This is a genomic window from Gordonia otitidis NBRC 100426 (assembly GCF_000248075.1).
Lineage (GTDB): Bacteria > Actinomycetota > Actinomycetes > Mycobacteriales > Mycobacteriaceae > Gordonia > Gordonia otitidis.
The window spans coordinates 16,185-34,760 of record NZ_BAFB01000169.1 but is presented as its reverse complement, the minus strand read 5'-3'; the positions used below and the strand labels follow the sequence as shown (position 1 = coordinate 34,760).

The window sequence follows — 18,576 nt, the reverse complement described above, 5'->3', positions numbered from 1 at the left end:
GGTCGACCCCCAATGCGACTGCGGCAGTGGCGATTCCCTGCCCGAAGTGGTCCTGGTCGATCCAGTATCCGATCCATGCGGTGCGCACCGCGCCGCGCTGGATGTTCCCCACGGTGAGCTGCCCGACGTAGTGCCCGTCGACTTCGATGACGAACGGCAGGATGGTGCCGCGCTTGGCCTCGGATTTGAGCACCGCGTACAGCGGCGGCCACGACGCAGGCTGATGACGCTCGGCCCAACTCCCCACACCTGTCGGCTCCCAGGGCAGCAGAGAGTTCTGGTTGCGTATCCGGAGATCACTCCAGTTCTTGGCGTCGCGCACACGCACCGGACGCAACGTCACGGCGCCACCGCGAGAAACCAATGGTCCCAACGTCGCCGGCCACCCAGGACTGGCCGGAACACCGCTCAACCATCTGAACACGTCGACGAGTCTATTCGGTGAACGTTGTCGCGTGACCTGCTCGCGCACATGCGCTGATCGAGCCTTCGCGTCTGCTCATCCCCGCTGAGCGAGGAAAGCGACCTCCACCTCGTCACCCGTGCCGAGCTCTTCGACGTCGGGGTCGACGATGATCAGGCAGTTCGCGTCGGCGAGTTCGGCCAGCAGATGCGACGATCCCGTCGGCGACGCTCCGAGTACCTGCACCAGGTACTCCCCCGACTTCTCGTCGCGCATCAACTGCCCGCGGAGATATCCCTTGCGACCTGCGACGGAGGCGATCGGCCCGATCGTCCTGGCCGTGATGATGCGTCGCATCGGCTGGCGTTTGCCCAGCGCGATTCTGATCAAGGGTCGAACCATGACCTCGAACGTCACGAGCGCACTGACCGGATTGGCGGGCAGCAGAAACGTGGGGACCTCGTCGCGGCCGAGCCGCCCGAAGCCCTGGACCGACCCCGGATGCATGGCCACTCGCACGATCTCGAGGTCGCCGAGGTCGGCCAACGCGTCGGCGATGGCTCGCGACGCCGTTCCGCCCACCGCTCCACAGATCACGACGATCTCCGACCGGATGAGTTGCGCCTCAACCACTTCACGCAGCCGAGACGATTCACGTTCGGCCAACCCGACGCGGTTCACGTCGGCACCGGCGTCACGCGCCGCCGCGGCAAGGGCGTAGCTGTTGACGTCGTAGATCTGGCCGGGACCGGGCGTGCGGTCGATGTCGACGAGCTCACTGCCGACCGAGATCACCGACAGTCGCGGCTTGGGATGAACCAGCACCCGCGACTGTCCCACCGCGGCGAGCAGTCCCACCTGCGCCGGACCGATGATCGAGCCTGCGCGGACCGCGACGTCGCCCGGCTGTACGTCGTCACCGATGCGTCGAACGTAGTCACCGCTGTCGACGCCGTGCCCGACCTTGACCTTCTGCTCGCCACCGTCTGTCCAGCGCAGGGGCACGACGGCGTCGGCCAGCGTCGGCATCGGGGCACCAGTCTCGACGCGCACCGCCTGCCTCGGCTGAAGCCGTGTGGGAGTGCGCGCACCCGGCGCGACCTCACCGACCACCGGGAGCGAGACGATCATCGGCTCACCGGCCTCGGGGTCGACGAGCTCGGCACCACCGGCGTCGAACTCCTCGAACTCGTCCGGATCGCTGGGAGCAGGCACACCGGCCAGTGCCACGTCGACGGCTCGCACCGCATAACCGTCGATGGCAGCCTGATCGAAACCGGGCATCGGTCGCTCGGTGACGACCTCCTCCGCACACATCAGGCCCTGCGCCTCGGAGATGGCCACTCGCACCGGCCGCGGAGCGACTGCTGCAGCGGTCACCAGCGTCAGATGATCTTCGACGGACCGCATCTCACCTCATTGCCTCGCAACGACATACGTCAGCTCATGACGTTAGTCTGCGCGCCGACCCAGAGGTGGCAGGCGCGCGGAGGAGCCGCAACACCGACGTGCGCACCGGCGAGTGCTTCAGTCCTTCGTGAGCCGCTCCGTCAGCCATTCACGCAGGTCGGGGCCGTAATCGTCGCGATCGAGCGCGAAATCGACCGCTGCCTTGAGGTAGCCACCTGGGTTGCCGAGATCATGTCGGGTGCCCTTGTGTACGACGACGTGCACCGGCTCGCCCTCTTCGATCAGCAATGCGATGGCGTCGGTGAGCTGCAACTCGCCGCCCGCGCCGGGCTTGATCCGACGCAGGGCGTCGAAGATCTTGCGGTCGAGGATGTACCTGCCCGCCGCGGCGAGATTCGACGGCGCATCCTTCGGATCGGGCTTCTCGACCATGCCCTTGAGCTTCATCACGTTGGGGTTGTTGGCGTCGGGAAGCTCCTCGACGTCGAACACGCCGTACGCACTGATCCGGTCTTCTGGCACCTCGATCGCGCAGAGCACCGATCCGCCTCGACGTTGCCGGGTGCGCGCCATGACCTCGAGCACCCCGCCGGGCAGGACGAGGTCGTCGGGCAGCAAGACGGCGATGGCGTCTTCGTCCTCGTCGAGGTAGGGCTCGACGCACCCCACCGCGTGCCCGAGGCCCAGCGGCTTCTCCTGAATGACCGAGGCCACCTCCAACAGTGACGGCGCCTTACGCACCTTGGCGAGCATCGCGGCCTTACCGCGCGTGGCCAGTGTGTTCTCCAGGACCAGGTCCTCGACGAAGTGCGCCACCACGCCGTCCTTGCCGGGCGAGGTGATGATCAACAACCGCTCGGCGCCCGCGGACTTCGCCTCCTCGGCGACGAGTTCGATGCCGGGGGTGTCGACGACGGGCAGCAACTCCTTGGGCACTGTTTTGGTCGCAGGCAGGAACCGGGTGCCGAGGCCTGCTGCGGGAACCACAGCAGTACGCGGGATCGGCGGGGTATTCGGGACCGAGGAGTACTCAGTAAATTCGACGGTGCTCGACTTGCTCACGCTGGACGTCATACGGACACCATAATGTCGGAGTCTGACGACGTCCCCACGAAACGTTGCGGATCACCTGACCGGCTGACGATGTGCCCACCAATTCGTCACTTTCGGGCACTACAGTGCGGGTCAGATCACAATGAAACGCTCAGGCTTCTGGGAAGGCGACGACTGCGGTGGCAACGCTCAAGAACAAGTTGCGTGACGAGATCTCTGCCCGACGCCGCTCGATGTCGCCGTTTGCACGCGAGCAGGCGGCTGGGGACCTAGCCGACTGGATTTACGCCGCGCCCTTTCGACTCGAGTACGACGTCACCGTTGCCGCCTACGTTCCTGTGGGGTCCGAACCCGGTTCGCCCGCCATGCTCGATGCGCTGGTCGATCGGGGTGTCAGCGTACTCGTGCCGGTCGTCCCCGACGGCGATCCTGCGCCACTCGACTGGGTCCGCTACGACGGCGCGACCACACTTCAGCCCGGACGCTGGGGACTTCTCGAACCAACCGGCGAGCGCCTCGGCGTCGAAGCCGTGCATGCAGCCGCGGTGGTGTTGCTGCCCGCGCTGGCGGTCGACAAGACCGGCGTCCGACTCGGCCGCGGAGCGGGGTATTACGACCGCACCCTGGTCGGCAGTTCCGCCGAGCTCGTCGCGGTCGTCTACGACGACGAGGTCGTCGATTCACTTCCGTCGGGAAATTACGACATTCCGGTCGGGTGGGTACTCACTCCGGCAGGCGGTTTCCGGGAATTGCGCTGAAATATCGCACGGAAGTGGCCGTCGTCGAACACGTCCCATCTCCAAGCGCACAAGAGGCGCCGCAGAAATCTCTGCGGCGCCTCTTGTGACTAATTGATACTTCGACGAGGAGGTGCTAGAGCACGAGGCAGGTTCCGTTGGTCGCAGCCGTGGTCAGGAACGGAAGATTGGGCAGCTGGATTCCCCGACCGCCGACGTTGGCTTTGGCCTCCTTGGCAGGGCTGCCGCCCTGGCTGGCAGAAATCGTCACCTCGCCCTTCGCGGACGGCTTCCAGACTGCGGTGGCGATGTGTGTCTTGGCGTCCGGTTTCCCCCCGTTGACCGGCGTAATCTTCCCACCGTCGCTCACACTGAAGACGACAACGTCGTCAGAACTCACTTCAGCACTCACGGTGTACGAGCAGCCGTAGCCGTATGTGCCGGACGACGAACTGTAGCCCGACGGCGTCGTGACGCTGACACTGGTCACCGCCGCCGAGGCAGGTGCGGCCAGCGCGACGGCCAACGCGCCGGCGCCGATCAGGGCGCCGCTGGCGCCTGCGATACGAAGTCGAGTGATCTTTGAAGCCATTGCCGATTTCTCCTCATGCTGTTCCAGCGCAGAATGACTGTTTCTGCGGCACTGGATCGGTTTCAAACCGGTCCTACGGTAGCAAAAAGTGGTGAGCAGGCAACACGAACGATCGGGTTAAAAGAAAGAGACAAAATAACCCTTCGAACGGACCACACGGTGCTGTCCGAATGCGCTCAGAGCCGATGCCGAGTCGCGATAAGCCGTCAGGCCGAGGCGGGCGCGCTGCTCTTCGAGTCGCTCTTCGACGACGACGCGTTCGATCCGCTGTCGCTCGACGAGGAACTCGTGGACGACGAGCTCTCCGACGACGACGAGCCGCTGTCGGACTTGCTGCTCGACGACGCCGACTCAGAGCTCGACGAACCCGAGCGCGAATCCGTGCGGTAGAAGCCGCTGCCCTTGAACACGATGCCAACCGAGTTGAACAGCTTGCGTAGCCGGCCCGAGCACTGCGGGCATTCGGTCAGCGAGTCATCGGAGAACGACTGAACAATGTCGAACTTGTTGTCGCACTCCGTGCACGCATACGAGTAGGTGGGCACCGGTACCTCCGAAGACTGTGAAGTGATTCGCCATAGATTCTAACCAACTCTGGCACTCGTACATTCCGAGTGCCAAGACTTCGGATCTGTGAACCATCGCCCGAGGTCAAAAGGTCGACGACCTCCACCGCCGGACGCCAGTTGACCGTTCGCCGCGCAGTAAACGAAGAACCATGGAAAGGTAAACGTCTGCCAAAGCCTTGGCGGGCGAACGATGTCCTCCGAGGTATCGCTACCCGGAAGGACCCATGACCGACTTCTTGGACTCGGTGAACGGATACGTCTGGAGCAACGCTCTCGTCTTTCTCTGCCTTGGCGCAGGCGTGTACTTCTCGATACGGTCGCGCCTCGTCCAGCTGCGACGAATACCCGACATGGTGAAGCTCATGTTCCACGGGGAGAGCTCTCCGGATGGGGTCTCGTCCTTCCAGGCTCTCACCATGTCACTCGCCGGACGCGTCGGCACCGGCAACATCGCCGGTGTCGCCACCGCGATTGCCTTCGGTGGGCCGGGTGCACTGTTCTGGATGTGGCTCGTGGCGTTCCTCGGAGCGTCGACGTCGTTCGTCGAGTGCACCCTCGCTCAGATCTACAAGACCCGCGATCGCCTCACCGGTGAGTACCGCGGCGGACCGGCCTATTACCTCAGCCGAGCCTTCGCACACACGAAGGCCGCGCCGGTCTTCAAGCTCTACGGGCTCCTCTTCGCCGCCGTGACCGTTCTCGCGTGCGGCCTGCTACTTCCCAGCGTGCAGTCCAACTCGATGGCCATCGCCGCTGAAAACGCTTGGGGCATCGAGAAATGGGTCTTCGCGGTGGCGACGGTGATCGTGCTCGCGCTGGTGATCATCGGTGGCGTCAAGCGGATCGCGAACTTCGCATCGATCGTCGTGCCCTTCATGGCGATCATCTACATCATCGTCGCGATCGTGATCGTGGCGATGAATGCCTCAGTCGTCCCGAACGTGATCTCCACGGTCTTCGCGAGCGCCTTCGGCGCCGACGCCGCTTTCGGTGCGATCGTCGGCGCCGCGATCATGTGGGGTGTCAAGCGCGGCCTGTACTCCAACGAAGCCGGGCAGGGCACCGGTCCGCACGCAGCAGCAGCCGCGGAGGTGTCGCACCCCGCCAAGCAGGGACTCGTTCAGGCGTTCGCGGTCTACATCGACACCCTTTTCGTCTGTTCCGCCACCGGATTCCTCATCCTGTCGACTGGTGCATACCGAGTTTTCGAGGGCGAGTCGGAGTCGGGTGCGGTGATCGCCGAAGGTGGGAACCTACCGGCAGACGCCGAGGTGGGCCCGACATTCGTGCAGACCGGCTTCGACACCCTCTGGAGCGGCGCCGGATCGTCGTTCGTCGCGATCTCGCTGCTGTTCTTCTGCGTCACGACGATCATCGCCTACTACTACATGGCCGAGACGAATCTCCGGTTCCTACTGGGCCGCGCGTCAACCGTCTACGTCCGGCCGCTGCGCAGCACCGTGGGATCGAACGCCACCATTTGTCTGCAGGTGCTGATCCTGGTCTCCGTGGTGATCGGTGCGGTCTCGACGGCCACCGAGGCGTGGACGCTCGGCGACATCGGCGTCGGACTCATGGCGTGGCTCAACATCATCGGCATCCTGATCCTGCAACAGCCGGCGTTCAAGGCGCTGCGTGACTACGAGCACCAGCGCAAGCGTGGCATCGACCCCACCTTCGACCCGGTGGCACTCGGCATCACTGGAGCGACGTTCTGGGAGGAATACGAGCCGGTCGAGAAACGACGCCCCGTCGAGGCCGACGTCTGAGACCGTCGTGGGCTCAGCCGCCGATCACGTCGAGGTCGGTGTCGACGACGCCGTCGCGGTTCATGTCGGGGTCACGCGCCTTGCGCGCATTCCAGCGGAGCATGATCGCTGCGACGCACGCCGCGATGACCGATCCGATGAGGATCGCGCCCTTGGCGGGTGCGGCGTGATCGGCCTCGCCGAAGGAGAGTTCGGCGATCAGTAGGGCGACCGTGAAGCCTATGCCGGTGAGCATGCCCACCGGGATGAGGTCGCGCAGTCCGATCGAATCGGGTAACCGAAGTGGAGTCAGACGCGTCATGAGCGCAGTCGCGCCGAGCACCCCGGCGATCTTGCCGACGCACAACCCCACCACGATTCCGATGGAGACCGGTTGGACCAACGGTTCGTCCGCACCGACAACCGACACACCGGCCGCGGCGAACGCGAAGAGCGGCAGAGCCACTCCGGCAGACCACGGACGCACGGTCTCGTCGAGCAGTTCGGTGCGCGAGAGCCGCTCACCCCGAATCGTGAGTGCAGGTACGACAAGCCCGAGCAGCACACCGGCGACGGTGGCGTGCACTCCGGACGCGTGCATGCACGCCCACGCAACGACAGCCAGTGGCAAGAGCAGCCACCGATAGGAGCGGGATAGCCGGACCACGACGCCGAAGGCGATGATCGCCAGCAGGGCGCAGCCGAGCATGACGAAGTTGATGGATTCGGTGTAAAAGACTGCGATCACCGTGATTCCGAGGAGATCGTCGACGACTGCGAGAGTGAGCAGGAAGGTGCGTAGCGCCAGCGGGAGTCCCCGCCCGAAGATCGCGAGGACGGCGAGCGCGAAGGCGATGTCGGTGGCGGTGGGAATCGCCCAGCCACGCAAGGCTTCTGGATCCAGTGCGCCGACCACCGCCACGTAACAGAGTGCCGGCGTGATCATTCCGGCCACGGCAGCGACGATCGGCACACCTGCCAGCCGGATGTCACGAAGGCTTCCGGCGACGAACTCCTGCTTCAATTCGACACCGACGACGAAGAAGAAGATCGCGAGCAGGCCGTCGGCGGCCCATTCACTGAGCGAGAGATGGAGGTGCAGCGACTCCGGGCCTATCTCGTAGGCCAGAAAACTGTGGTAGCCCTCCCGCCAGGGCGAATTGGCGATGATGACGGCCAGTGCTGCGCTGATCAGGAGAAGCGCGCCGCTCGTGGTGTCGAGTGAGAGGACTCGACGAAAGCGTTCCCGACCATTGTGCCGGCGCCAGCCTGGCGGTCCTGTCCGATCCGGTGTCCCCGTCGACGTGGTGGACTCGGGGGCAGACGTATCGAGGGATGCGTCGAGCGACGCGTCGCTCCCCGAGATGTGTCCCTCGGAAGAATGCTCTGGCATGCGGTGATCCTGTCGGGCTGTCCCGGCAGCGAGGCCGAGAGGGGTCGATTGTGCATCCGGATCGTGATCCGGATCGCCGACCAGACTTCCCGGCACACCGTTGTCCATTCTAACGGAACACGACGTTATCCACCGTTTGTGCGCGGTGGAGTGGTTGTCCACAACCTCATCGAGGGCTCGGTCACACGTGCCCGGAGGCGACTACATTTCGCCCATGAGACCAGCGCGTGGAGATCGGACCCGCCCTGAACGTCGAGTGCGAGACCGTCTGAGTCCGCGTCTCGTCGACCGTGTGGGAGCCGCCATGCGCCCGGGCTGGGCGCGGTCGGTTCTGATTCGACGATCCGCTGCGGGACTACTCGTCGCTGCCGCCCTCGGCGTGGCCGCGTTCGGGGGCGCCGAACAGAACACCGAGTCGGTGATGGTCGCATCGCACGACCTGTTGCCCGGTACGGAACTGACGGCGGGTGACCTGGTCGCCCGTCGGGTGGTCGCGGGGATCGTTCCGTCCGGGGCACTACGAATGTCGCGGGACGGGTCGGGTCGAACGGTGACCGGTCTGGTCAGGGCCGGTGAGATCCTGACCGACGCCCGACTCCTGTCGCCACGCCTGCCCCAGCAACTGACCGGTTCCGCCGATGCACGCCTCGTGCCGGTGCGACTCTCCGACGACGCCGTGTCGGCGCTGTTGCGTGCGGGCGACGTCGTCGACGTGATCGGCCCAGAGGCGGAAGTACTCGCCAGGCGCGCCGTCGTCGCACTGGGGACCGAGCGGCCGACGTCGAGCGGTCTGGCTGCGCGAAATCAGGCGTCGGCGCCTGTCGTCCTCGCGATGGACCAGAAATCAGCACTGCGCGTCGCGGCAGCGGGCCTCGACGTCGCACTCGCTGTAATAGTGCACTGAACTGCGCTTTCTGCATCAGAGCGAGCGGGATGAACGGTAGTTGCTCGGGACACAACATCGTTCGGTTCCGCAACGTCACAGGCTGACTCCATTAACATCACAAAGAACGGACTGTGCACCACTGAGCAGATTCCGTCGCACCTCACCAGGCACGTCCCCACCCGACCGATGAGAGGAACGGAAAGTGCTCAAGGGTTTCAGGGATTTCATCATGAAGGGCAACGTGGTCGATCTGTCCACGGCCGTCATCATCGGCACTGCCTTCACCGCCATCGTCACGGCGTTCACCGACGGAATCATCAAGCCGATCATCAACACCATTCCGTGGAGCCCGAACGAGGCCGACGGCCTCGGATTCGAACTGGTCAGCGGGAAGTCGTCGACGTTCGTCAATCTTGGCGGAGTCCTCACCGCGGTCATCAACTTCTTGATCATCGCAGCAGTCGTCTACTTCATCATCATCTTGCCGTACAACAAGCTCGCCGAGCTGGGCGGCTTCGGCAAGAAGGCCGAGGTCACCGAGGTTGCACTCCTCACCGAGATCCGCGACCTCATGGATCCCGACGGCGCATCGAAGGCCAAGGCCGATGCGGAGAAGAACCTGCCCGATCACCTGAGCGAGTCGGGAGGCGGCGACGCCGGATCATCGGGTTCCGGCGACCAGGGATCACCCGACACGCATTCGTCCGCGTCCACATCCCCTTCGTCCTCATCCGCGTCGTCCGACACCGCACAGCCGACCCAGCGCCTGACAACGCCACCACCGGCTTCTCAGGCCCCCTACGAGGCCCCCTCGACGTACGGCAATCCCCCGTCGTATCAGAGCCCCTCAGGGCAGCCGCAGCAGAATCCGCCGACGTATCCGCCCGGACAGTCGGGAGCATCGCAGCCGGGCTATCCCACCCCGAACCCCGCACCCGGTAACTACCCGCCGCCCGGCAACTACCCGCCGAGCAGTTACCCCCCGCCGGGGTCGCAGTTCCCCGGCGACTACCCGCCCGACTCGGGACGTCACTCACGCTGACAGCGGGTTATACAACGATCAGAACCGGCCACACCCGTCTCGGGTGTGGCCGGTTCTGCTTGTTGCGGGATTGCGCACTCGTCGCGGCGACGACGTCCAGCCGCTTGACAGCGATTCGCCCACCGGGCCCCAAGGTTTCGTTCCTACGTTGAAATCCGTTGGCGCCGACTCCGATCGGGAAGACGTCGACTGAATTGCACAACAACACAATGGAGGAAGCAACGATGCCTCAACCTCACGGCAACCAGCGACCGGGCCAGACCAACCACGGTCGGCCGCAGCCCCAGCCGCGCCCTCGGCCCCGTCCCTGGTTCCCGTTCCCGTTCTTCGGGAGCTGAACCGGTAGGCCGACGGCCGGCGGGCATCTCAGCCCACATAGCAACGACCTCGGGGCGGGAACCCAATTGGTTCCCGCCCCGAGGCGTGTGTGTTCAGTTGTGCGCGACGAGCGCGATCAGCCGAGGCTGAACTGCTTGCCGGTGTAGTTCACGATGCCCTTGACCGAATCAGTCTTGACAGACACCTGCACGATGGTGCGCGCAGCAGCGTAACCGGCACAGTTGTTCACGCGGAAGCCTTCCTGGCTGTACGCGAAGCTGCCTGTATTGCCGCTGAAGGTGTAGCCGCTCACCGCGTAGTTCGAATCCTGCGTGTTGCTGATGTTGCTCGACGTGATACCCATGTTGCCGATCAACCACACCTGAGTCACTCCGCCAGGCCCGAGGGTTGCGGTCGCCGAAGGGGCAGGCAGTGTGCCCGAGGTGGTCGGCGTGAGGCCCCCGGAAGTATCCGGAGCAACAGAAATTCCAGCGCCGGGATCACCGACACCGAGTTCGCCACCGAAATTGACCTGGCAACCGACCTCGTATCCGACCTTGACGGAGCCGCCCTTAGCCTTGCCGCCGACGGTGACCTTGACCTTGCCCGAACCCCAAGCCTCGCGGCTGACCGGGCTCAAGTTGGTCGGCCGCTGGATGTCGACGTGCTCGCCCGTGACTTCGATGGTGACGGGAGTGCCGTCGACCAGCACCTTGGTCACCTTTCCGTTGGCGTGGGCGTCGCCCACACCCAGGCCGCTCAGACCCATCACCGCGGCGCCCGTGAGCGCAGCCGCAGCAGTCAAGCCGCGTGTGAAGCTCTTCTTCATGATTCCCCTTCGTGGAATGTCGATCTGCATGCGAGCAGATAAATCTCAGAGTTGTTACTGGTTACCTGCTGCCGCTCAACTGACGTTGAAGGGCTGGCCGTAGAGAGTGGACTGCATGACGGTGCCGTCGGCGTTCAGGGTGCCATCCTTGGCGTCGTATCCCTTGGCCGCGAGAACCTGGACAACCGACCGAGCCGCTGCGTAGCCACCGCAACGCGGCAGCTCGACCTGGTAGTTGGAGACCTGCAGTGCAGCAACGCCCTTGTCCGAAAGGTCGGTGTCGTAGACGTCGGAAACGAAAGCCACCTGACCGGGCTTGATCGGGAGAGACAACGAGAACGCACCGCTCAGCGCAGCTGTCGTCAGGTCGAAGCCGCTGGAGAGACCTAGCGAGATGCCGCTGATGTCGACCTGGCAACCGATGATGTAGCCGAGGTGCAACGTTCCTCCGACACCGCTCGAACCCTTCGCGGTGTACGTGCCGGACAGACTCACACCTCGTGAGAGCGGGTTGTTCGCAACCGTCCCGACGGGACCGCCGGACTCGTTCTTGCGCCACATCTCAACCTGCTCACCGTTGAATCCGGTGACCTTCTTGTACCCGTCGGCGAGCTTCTGCGCCTCCGCGTGCCCCGCCCCCATGCTGGTTGCGCCAATCACCGCGGCAGCGGCGACGGCGACCGCAGCAGCTCCGCGGCGCCCAAGCTTGCTGAACTTGCTCATTCGTTCCCTCTCACAGGATTCGGCTGTTATCCGAGGGAGACGAACTCGTTCCCTCGGGTTGACCTTGGCGGCTCGCGGGAATCATCGTCCGCTCCGGTTAACACGGCGTTTCGTCATGCTCACCGGAACGTTAATCTCCCAGCCCCCTCGTTCCACTGCTGCCGCCCGACATACGCCAGACCGCAGGACCACGCTCCCGGTCGCCCAGGGGACCGAGTGTTGTCGCAGCGAACGTTATCCGAGCTATATCAAAACGAGCAACAGCAACGCTCAGCTGGATCTCAACAAACTCTTACACGATTCCGCAGCCGGAGTTCACGCTATTAACAGAATTACTGTTAACGGAAGGAAAACACGCTGGGCCGTCGGCCTGGGAAGACGCAGCTCACTCGTAATGCGGTGGCCGCTGGGCGCGATACCACTCCTGAGAAGTCGTGCTGTGACCTTCGCCACTCTCGTCGGATGTGGTCTCAGGAAGATCGTCACCGAAAACGTCGTCTATCCGACGGCGAAGTCTCGATTTCCGTCGGACACCAGCTCCGGTTGCGCGATTTTCGTCGTCACGCGACATATCAGGAATCTCGTCTCATCAGGATAGAAGGACGTTCGGCGAATTTCTGGTGAACAGCGCGTGAATCCAACTCATGCGTTGAGCTGCATTTGGTGATAGATACGCGCGGTTGGCGTCTCAGAATTCGCTGATCGACTCGATCACGTGCTTCGCAAGCGGTGCCACAGTTGCCATTCCGTCGCGTACGGCTGCGCGCGATTCGGCGATGTTGACCACCAGCGTCTGCCCGGAGATGCCCGCGAGTCCGCGAGACAGGCCGCCGTCGGTTGCTCCGGCGGCGAGACCGGAGCTGCGGACAGCCTCCTCGATGCCACGCAGCCGTCGGTCGAGCAGCGGCTCGGTGGCTTCGGGGGTCACGTCACGAGCGCCGACACCGACGCCACCAACGGAAACGACGAGGTCGACGCCACCGATGACCGCCGTGTTGAGTGCATTGCGGATCTCGATCTCGTCGCCGGACACCGCAAGCGTCGCGTCAACGTGGAAACCTGCCTCGTTGAGGAGCTCGCCCACCAACGGGCCGAGTGAATCGGCGACCTCGCCATGAGCGATCTGGTCGTCGACAACGACCACCAACGCCCGGCCGATCTCGTCGCCCGAAGCCTGTGCTGCCTCGCCGATGTGGCGAGCGACGAATTCGCGTGCGGCGGCGTCGGCGGCGACCACATCGGCGGGATCGACCTCGGAAGGCTCCAACGCGATGGGATCGATCACGCTCGACGCATCGTCGGTGAGGGTGGAGCCTTGCGGACTGCGGCTTGATTCGATCATGCTCGCCTCTTTCTCGTTCTCGCCTGTTCTCGCCCCGTGCTCATGGTCTCAGATCCGGGGCCTCGATGATGAGTCGGTTGTCGATCCACTCGGGTCGATCAGTTGGTCGTGAGGGTTCCCAGCGTCACCGATGCGGTTCGCGTCTGGCCGTTCGCCACGTAGGTGACCGTGACCTTCTCGCCCGGCGCGTGTGAACGCACCGCCGCGACCAGCGCGTCGCCCGAGGCGATGTTGCGGTCGTCGAGTTTTGTCACGATCGCGTTCTTGGGGATACCCGCCTGCGCGGCCGGACCGCCCGCCGTGACGTCGGATACCACGGCTCCCGGCGTCTCCGCGGGGCTGTTGGGGCGCACCTGGACACCGAGACTCGCATGCGACGCCTTGCCCGTCTTCTGCAGTTCATTGGCGACCCTGATGGCCTGGTCGATCGGGATCGCGAAGCCTAACCCGATGCTGCCGCTCTGCTGCTGTTCCGAGGCGCCGAGCGACGCGATCGCCGTGTTGATGCCGATCAATGCCCCTCGCGCATTGACCAGAGCGCCACCCGAGTTGCCGGGGTTGATCGCGGCGTCGGTCTGGATGGCGTCGATCACCGACGTCGTGCCGCCTTCGCGAGACGTCGACACCGGCCGGTTCAATGCGCTGATGATGCCGGTGGTCACCGTGCCCTGCAGGCCGAGCGGCGCTCCGATCGCGATGACGGACTGACCGACGGCCAAATTCTTCGACGTTCCGACGTTGATCGGGGTGAGCCCGCGCTTGTCGACCTTGATCACCGCGATGTCGGAGATCGAATCCGCACCGACCAGACGTGCCGCCGCGCGTGAACCGTCCTGGAAGTTCACCTGGATCTGCGATCCCCGTGCGTTGCCGGAGGTTCCCGCGACGACGTGGTTGTTGGTCATGATGACGCCGTCGTCACTGAGGACGACGCCGGAGCCCTCCCCCGCCTCCGATCCACTGATGACATCGATCGACACCACGGACGGAAGGGTCTTGGCGGCGACCTCCTGGATGGAGCCGGCGGGCGCTGCCGGTTCGTTGTTGCCGCTGCCGGTGTTCGGATCACCGCCGAGCGGTAGCGCACTGCTCGACGACGAGTCGTCGGTGGTCTTCGCGCCGACGATTCCACCGATCGCGCCGGCGACGAGGCCGACCACGAGAGCACCAGCGACGAGCGCGGCGATCAGCCCACCGCGGGACTTCTTCTGCTGCGCAGCGGTACCCGACCCGTGGTCAGACCCGCCGGGTCCCTGGTCGAATCCGCCATGAGGCCGCCCACTGTCCGTCGTGCCGGTCGCGCCCCACGCCTGCTGACCTGCGGGAGGCCCGTAATAAGGCTGAGTCGGTCGAGCACCGTACCCGGGTTGCTGCCCGCCGTCGCCGCGACCCGATCCGTACGCGGGGAATCCGCTTGTCTGCGGGTCGTTTCCGTACGGATTCCCCCCGTGCGGGCCTCCACCTGTCATCGTCGTGTTTCTTCCCTTGTCTTGTGCAGGCCATCACGCCTGTCGACCGTTCTCACCTCGGACTCCACATCTCGTCCGACGCGCACTCCATGTGGCTCAACCCTATGGGACTCACCATCCGCGTGAGCGGGCGATAGGCCCGAAGTGTCGCCGCGAAACCCGTGCCCCGAAACCTCACTGCGGTGCACATGCCTCGGAACTCACATGCCTCGGAACTATTGACGAACCACGCGTGGTGAAGGTTCCACCGGTGTCGGTCGTCCGGGCAGCGTCATCGTGATCATCGCACCGCCGAGGCTGGACTGGTCGGCGCTGACCGTTCCACCCATCCGGTCGACGACCTGCCGCACGATCGCCAGGCCGAGGCCCGATCCGGGCATCGACCGCGACTGAGTCGACCGATAGAAGCGCTCGAACACCAATTCGCGATCCTCGGGTGGGATTCCGGGACCGGCGTCGGAGACCGAGAACTCGGCGGTGCCGGCGTCGAGTTGTCTCAGTGTCACAAGCACCGAGCGCCCGCGCGGACTCCACTTCGCGGCGTTGTCGAGCACGTTGACCACGGCCCGCGACAGCCCGTGCTGCTCCCCGAACACGAACCACGGCTCGAGATGCACCTCGAACTCGACGTCGACACGGCGTCGGCGTACGCGTTCGAGAGCTGTTTCGACGAGCTCGTCGAGGTCGACCTCCTCGAAGACCACCTCGGGGGTGTCCTCACGCGCGAGGTCGACGAGATCGCCCACCAACGTGGACAACTCCTCGATCTGCGCCATGACGTCCGAGCGGAGTTCGATCATGTCGGCTGCGGGGACCGCCGGTGCGCCGGGTTCGCTTGCTGCCATCAGCAATTCGAGGTTGGTCCGCAATGAGGTGAGCGGAGTACGCAATTCGTGACCGGCGTCGGCAACCAGGCGGGCCTGTTGGTCACGAGACTGCGCCAACGCGCGCAACATGGTGTTGAAACTCTCGGTGAGACGGGCCAATTCGTCGTTGCCGGCGACCGGCATCGGGGTGAGGTCCTGGGTACGTGCAACACGCTCTGTCGCACGGGTCAACCGAGCGACGGGTCGAAGTCCGGCACGCGCCACCGTCGTTCCCGCCACCGCCGCGAGCGCGACGCCGCCACATCCGACGACGAACAACACCCATGCGAGCCGTTTCAGCACCCGATCGGTGTGCAACAGACTCTGCGCCAGGATCAGCGTGTTGCCGTCGTCGAGCTTGCGCGCGAGAACCCGCTGGTTGTTGACGGTCCGCAGGCTCTGCAGGTTGTTACCCGGATTCGACGGTGAGCGCGCGATCTTGCGCTCGACATCTTCGAAGGGCACCGATCCCACGAGATACGTCTGTCCGCTCGGCTTCACCAGGGCGAGAGAGATGTTGGTCGAGAAGACCGTTCCCGCGACCAACGCCTCGGGACGGTCGTTGAGCGTGCCCATCTTCGCGAGCGCGGTCATGCCGTCGGCACGGCTCTCGAGCTGATTGTCGACCTCGTTGTACATGGCGCGGTACACCACGAAATACGCTGCCCCCGCCATCAGACCCACGGAAACCAACACGACCGTCGCCGAGAGCAGAGTGACGCGCAGACGCAGTGAGACCAACCTGGTCAGGGGCATCGGGTCGCGCATCTCGCCTGCCCCGCCCTTCGGTCGCACTCTCAGCCAGAGCCGGGCGAGGCGCAGACGAAGCACGGATGGCACTACGGCGGCGTCTCTCGCAACACATAGCCGACGCCCCGGACGGTGTGGATCAACCGCGATTCGCCGTCGGCCTCGGTCTTGCGCCGCAGATATCCGACGTAGACCTCGAGCGCGTTGCCCGACGTCGGGAAGTCGTAGCCCCACACCTCCTCGAGGATTCGACTGCGGGAGAGCACGCGACGCGGGTTCGCCATCAGCATCTCGAGGAGCGCGAACTCGGTCCGCGTCAGGCTGATCTGTCGTTCGCCGCGTGAGACGTCACGGGTCACCGGATCGAGCGACAGATCGGCGAAGGTCAATGCCTCCGAATCGGCGTCATCCTCGGGGGCGGCACGCCGTAGCAGTGCACGCAGGCGTGCGAGCAGTTCTTCGAGTGCGAATGGCTTGGGCAGGTAGTCGTCGGCGCCCGCGTCGAGACCCGAGACCCTCTCGGAAACGGTGTCCCGGGCGGTGAGCACCAGGATGGGCAGGTCGTCGCCGGTGGAACGCAGTCGACGGCACACCTCAAGTCCGTCGAGCCGAGGCATCATGACATCGAGAATCGCGACGTCCGGGCGCTCGGCCACGATCTTCTCCAGCGCTTCGATGCCGTCACCCGCGGTGTCGACGGTGTAGCCGTTGAACGTGAGCGACCGGCGCAGCGACTCGCGAACCGCGCGGTCGTCGTCGACAACAAGAATGCGCATGTAGACAGTCTTATCCACTTCGACTGAGAGACCGCTGAGCAACGCGCGGAATCCCGCAACATCGTGACGCGGGTCCGTTGAATTCGCGCATGCAGATCGCAAACGTTTACCAAGGCGCAACAGTTGGCTCACAACGACGAATCCGACTTGTCCGACACTTGCGCGGTGACGACAGACATAGCACTCCCCGACGCTCCCGCCGAGCGCACCAAGACACCCTGGTACAAGTCGATGTTCACGTGGCTGATCGTGGCCATCATTGCGGGCATCGTGATCGGCGCTGTGTGGCCCGACTTCGGCTCCGGCCTCAAACCGCTAGCCGACGGCTTCATCAAGCTCATCAAGATGCTGATCGCACCCATCATCTTCTGCACCGTGGTGCTGGGCATCGCGCACGTCGGCGACATGAAGGCCGTCGGCCGCATCGGGATCAAGGCACTCATCTACTTCGAGGCCGTGACGACGTTCGCGCTGATCTTCGGCCTGGTGATCGGCAACCTCGTCAAGCCGGGCGCCGGTTTCGACATCAACCCTCAGACACTCGCGACGGGTGCCGAGGCGGTCGCGGAGAAGACCAGCAACGGCGAACTCCCCCACACCGTCGAGTTCCTGATGAACATCATCCCGACGTCGGCAATCTCTGCGTTCGCCGAGAACGAGTTGCTCCAGGTACTGTTCTTCGCCGTGCTCTTCGGTCTCGCATTGGCCAAGATCGGCAGCAAAGCGCCCATCGTGCTGGGGTTCGTCGACCAGTCGAGCCACGTCTTCTTCACCATGATCGGCTGGATCATGAAGCTCGCCCCACTCGGTGCGTTCGGCGCGATGGCCTACATCATCGGCCAGTACGGCATTTCGTCGCTGGGCAGCTACGGCAAACTCATCGCGTGCTGCTACCTCGCCGCGGTGCTGTTCATCCTGGTGCTCGCGGGGATCGTACGGATCTTCGCCGGGGTCAATCTGTGGAAGTTCATCGTCTACATCAAGGACGAACTGTTCGTGGCGCTCGGCACCGCCTCGACGGAGGTGGTGCTCCCCCGGATCATGACCAAGCTGACCTACGCGGGCTGCTCGAGGTCGACCACCGGCCTCGTCGTCCCGACCGGTTATTCCTTCAATCTCGACGGCGCGACGCTCTACCTGTCGATCTGCGTGCTGTTCCTCTCGCAGGCGATGGGCGTGCACCTGAGTCTCGGAGAACAGTTGACCGCCATGCTCGTCCTGATGTTGACGTCGAAAGGCATGGCCGGAGTGCCGGGTTCGTCGTTCCTGGCGTTGTCGGCAACGGTCTCGGCGATCGGACACGGCTCGATTCCCGTTGCGGCCGTTGCCCTACTGCTCGGCGCCGACCGAATCATGGACTCGATGCGCGTCTCGGTCAACCTCATCGGAAACTGCGTGGCCACGTTCGTCGTTGCCGCTTGGGAGGGTGAACTCGACAAGGAGAGAATGAAACTCGTCCTCGACGGTCAGCCTGTGCCACCACTCGAGGAGACCAATCCGATGACCGGCGAGCGCGAACTGCTCCCCGAAGAAGAGGGACTCGGTCTGCACACCGTCGAATCCGAGACAAAGCAACTCGACGCCGCGAAACAGGCCGACTGACCATGGTCAGCACCGCGCCCGGCGCGAACGCGGGTGGTTCTCCTGCGTTCGCGCCGGGCCCGGATACC

General features: G+C 64.5%; 17 protein-coding genes. 5 read left to right on the top strand and 12 right to left on the bottom strand.

Features of this window, described 5'->3' with window-relative positions:
- From GOOTI_RS16465 to GOOTI_RS16455, 3 genes are all read right to left on the bottom strand, one after another.
- Window positions 1-424, bottom strand: a 424-nt coding sequence (locus GOOTI_RS16465) for a GNAT family N-acetyltransferase (protein WP_138985300.1), incomplete at its 3' end; no start/stop codon positions are given.
- Window positions 425-499: 75 nt separating this feature from the next.
- Entirely contained in the window at window positions 500-1,813 is a 1,314-nt protein-coding gene (gene glp / locus GOOTI_RS16460; RefSeq protein WP_007239745.1) for a molybdotransferase-like divisome protein Glp, read from the bottom strand.
- Between the two features lie 117 nt (window positions 1,814-1,930).
- Window positions 1,931-2,887: a UTP--glucose-1-phosphate uridylyltransferase gene (locus tag GOOTI_RS16455; RefSeq protein WP_039994241.1), complete on the bottom strand. Its 957-nt coding sequence runs from the start codon at window positions 2,885-2,887 to the stop codon at window positions 1,931-1,933.
- A gap of 158 nt (window positions 2,888-3,045) precedes the next feature.
- Here GOOTI_RS16455 and GOOTI_RS16450 point away from each other — a divergent pair, with 158 nt between their 5' ends.
- Window positions 3,046-3,624, top strand: coding sequence for a 5-formyltetrahydrofolate cyclo-ligase (locus tag GOOTI_RS16450; protein ID WP_007239743.1), 579 nt, complete (start codon window positions 3,046-3,048; stop codon window positions 3,622-3,624).
- 115 nt (window positions 3,625-3,739) lie between these two features.
- Here the strand turns inward: GOOTI_RS16450 and GOOTI_RS16445 are convergent, their stop codons facing one another.
- Both GOOTI_RS16445 and GOOTI_RS25275 read right to left on the bottom strand, forming a co-directional pair.
- Window positions 3,740-4,195 carry a hypothetical protein gene (locus tag GOOTI_RS16445; RefSeq protein WP_007239742.1) on the bottom strand — a complete coding sequence of 152 codons (456 nt, stop codon included), beginning with the start codon at window positions 4,193-4,195 and terminating at the stop codon, window positions 3,740-3,742.
- 206 nt (window positions 4,196-4,401) lie between these two features.
- Window positions 4,402-4,740 carry an FmdB family zinc ribbon protein gene (locus GOOTI_RS25275; RefSeq protein WP_083835939.1) on the bottom strand — a complete coding sequence of 113 codons (339 nt, stop codon included), beginning with the start codon at window positions 4,738-4,740 and terminating at the stop codon, window positions 4,402-4,404.
- Between the two features lie 248 nt (window positions 4,741-4,988).
- On the opposite strand from GOOTI_RS25275, the gene GOOTI_RS16435 reads away from it, so the two are divergent.
- Entirely contained in the window at window positions 4,989-6,533 is a 1,545-nt protein-coding gene (locus GOOTI_RS16435; RefSeq protein ID WP_007239740.1) for an alanine/glycine:cation symporter family protein, read from the top strand.
- A gap of 13 nt (window positions 6,534-6,546) precedes the next feature.
- Here GOOTI_RS16435 and nhaA read toward each other — a convergent pair whose 3' ends face one another.
- The gene (gene nhaA / locus GOOTI_RS16430; protein ID WP_039994243.1) at window positions 6,547-7,905 is read right to left on the bottom strand and encodes a Na+/H+ antiporter NhaA; all 1,359 of its coding nucleotides are present in this window, start codon (window positions 7,903-7,905) and stop codon (window positions 6,547-6,549) included.
- Between the two features lie 304 nt (window positions 7,906-8,209).
- On the opposite strand from nhaA, the gene GOOTI_RS16425 reads away from it, so the two are divergent.
- Window positions 8,210-8,809: an SAF domain-containing protein gene (locus GOOTI_RS16425; protein WP_007239738.1), complete on the top strand. Its 600-nt coding sequence runs from the start codon at window positions 8,210-8,212 to the stop codon at window positions 8,807-8,809.
- Between the two features lie 184 nt (window positions 8,810-8,993).
- Window positions 8,994-9,833 (top strand): large conductance mechanosensitive channel protein MscL, encoded by an 840-nt coding sequence (gene mscL / locus GOOTI_RS16420; protein WP_007239737.1) that lies wholly within the window; start codon window positions 8,994-8,996, stop codon window positions 9,831-9,833.
- Window positions 9,834-10,287: 454 nt separating this feature from the next.
- Here mscL and GOOTI_RS16410 read toward each other — a convergent pair whose 3' ends face one another.
- The 6 genes from GOOTI_RS16410 to GOOTI_RS16385 form a co-directional block, all read right to left on the bottom strand.
- The gene (locus GOOTI_RS16410) at window positions 10,288-10,980 is read right to left on the bottom strand and encodes an MspA family porin (protein ID WP_039994239.1); all 693 of its coding nucleotides are present in this window, start codon (window positions 10,978-10,980) and stop codon (window positions 10,288-10,290) included.
- Between the two features lie 75 nt (window positions 10,981-11,055).
- The gene (locus tag GOOTI_RS16405; RefSeq protein ID WP_007239735.1) at window positions 11,056-11,703 is read right to left on the bottom strand and encodes an MspA family porin; all 648 of its coding nucleotides are present in this window, start codon (window positions 11,701-11,703) and stop codon (window positions 11,056-11,058) included.
- 688 nt (window positions 11,704-12,391) lie between these two features.
- The gene (locus tag GOOTI_RS16400; RefSeq protein WP_007239734.1) at window positions 12,392-13,045 is read right to left on the bottom strand and encodes a MogA/MoaB family molybdenum cofactor biosynthesis protein; all 654 of its coding nucleotides are present in this window, start codon (window positions 13,043-13,045) and stop codon (window positions 12,392-12,394) included.
- A 98-nt stretch (window positions 13,046-13,143) separates the two neighbouring features.
- A complete protein-coding gene (locus GOOTI_RS16395; protein ID WP_007239733.1) occupies window positions 13,144-14,514 on the bottom strand; it encodes a S1C family serine protease in 1,371 nt (456 codons plus the stop codon).
- 215 nt (window positions 14,515-14,729) lie between these two features.
- Window positions 14,730-16,220: a sensor histidine kinase gene (locus GOOTI_RS16390; protein WP_007239732.1), complete on the bottom strand. Its 1,491-nt coding sequence runs from the start codon at window positions 16,218-16,220 to the stop codon at window positions 14,730-14,732.
- Window positions 16,220-16,906 carry a response regulator transcription factor gene (locus GOOTI_RS16385; protein WP_007239731.1) on the bottom strand — a complete coding sequence of 229 codons (687 nt, stop codon included), beginning with the start codon at window positions 16,904-16,906 and terminating at the stop codon, window positions 16,220-16,222. Before GOOTI_RS16385 ends, GOOTI_RS16390 begins: the two co-directional genes overlap by 1 nt.
- A gap of 165 nt (window positions 16,907-17,071) precedes the next feature.
- Here GOOTI_RS16385 and dctA point away from each other — a divergent pair, with 165 nt between their 5' ends.
- Window positions 17,072-18,508 carry a C4-dicarboxylate transporter DctA gene (gene dctA, locus GOOTI_RS16380; protein WP_039994238.1) on the top strand — a complete coding sequence of 479 codons (1,437 nt, stop codon included), beginning with the start codon at window positions 17,072-17,074 and terminating at the stop codon, window positions 18,506-18,508.
- Window positions 18,509-18,576 lie beyond the last annotated feature (68 nt).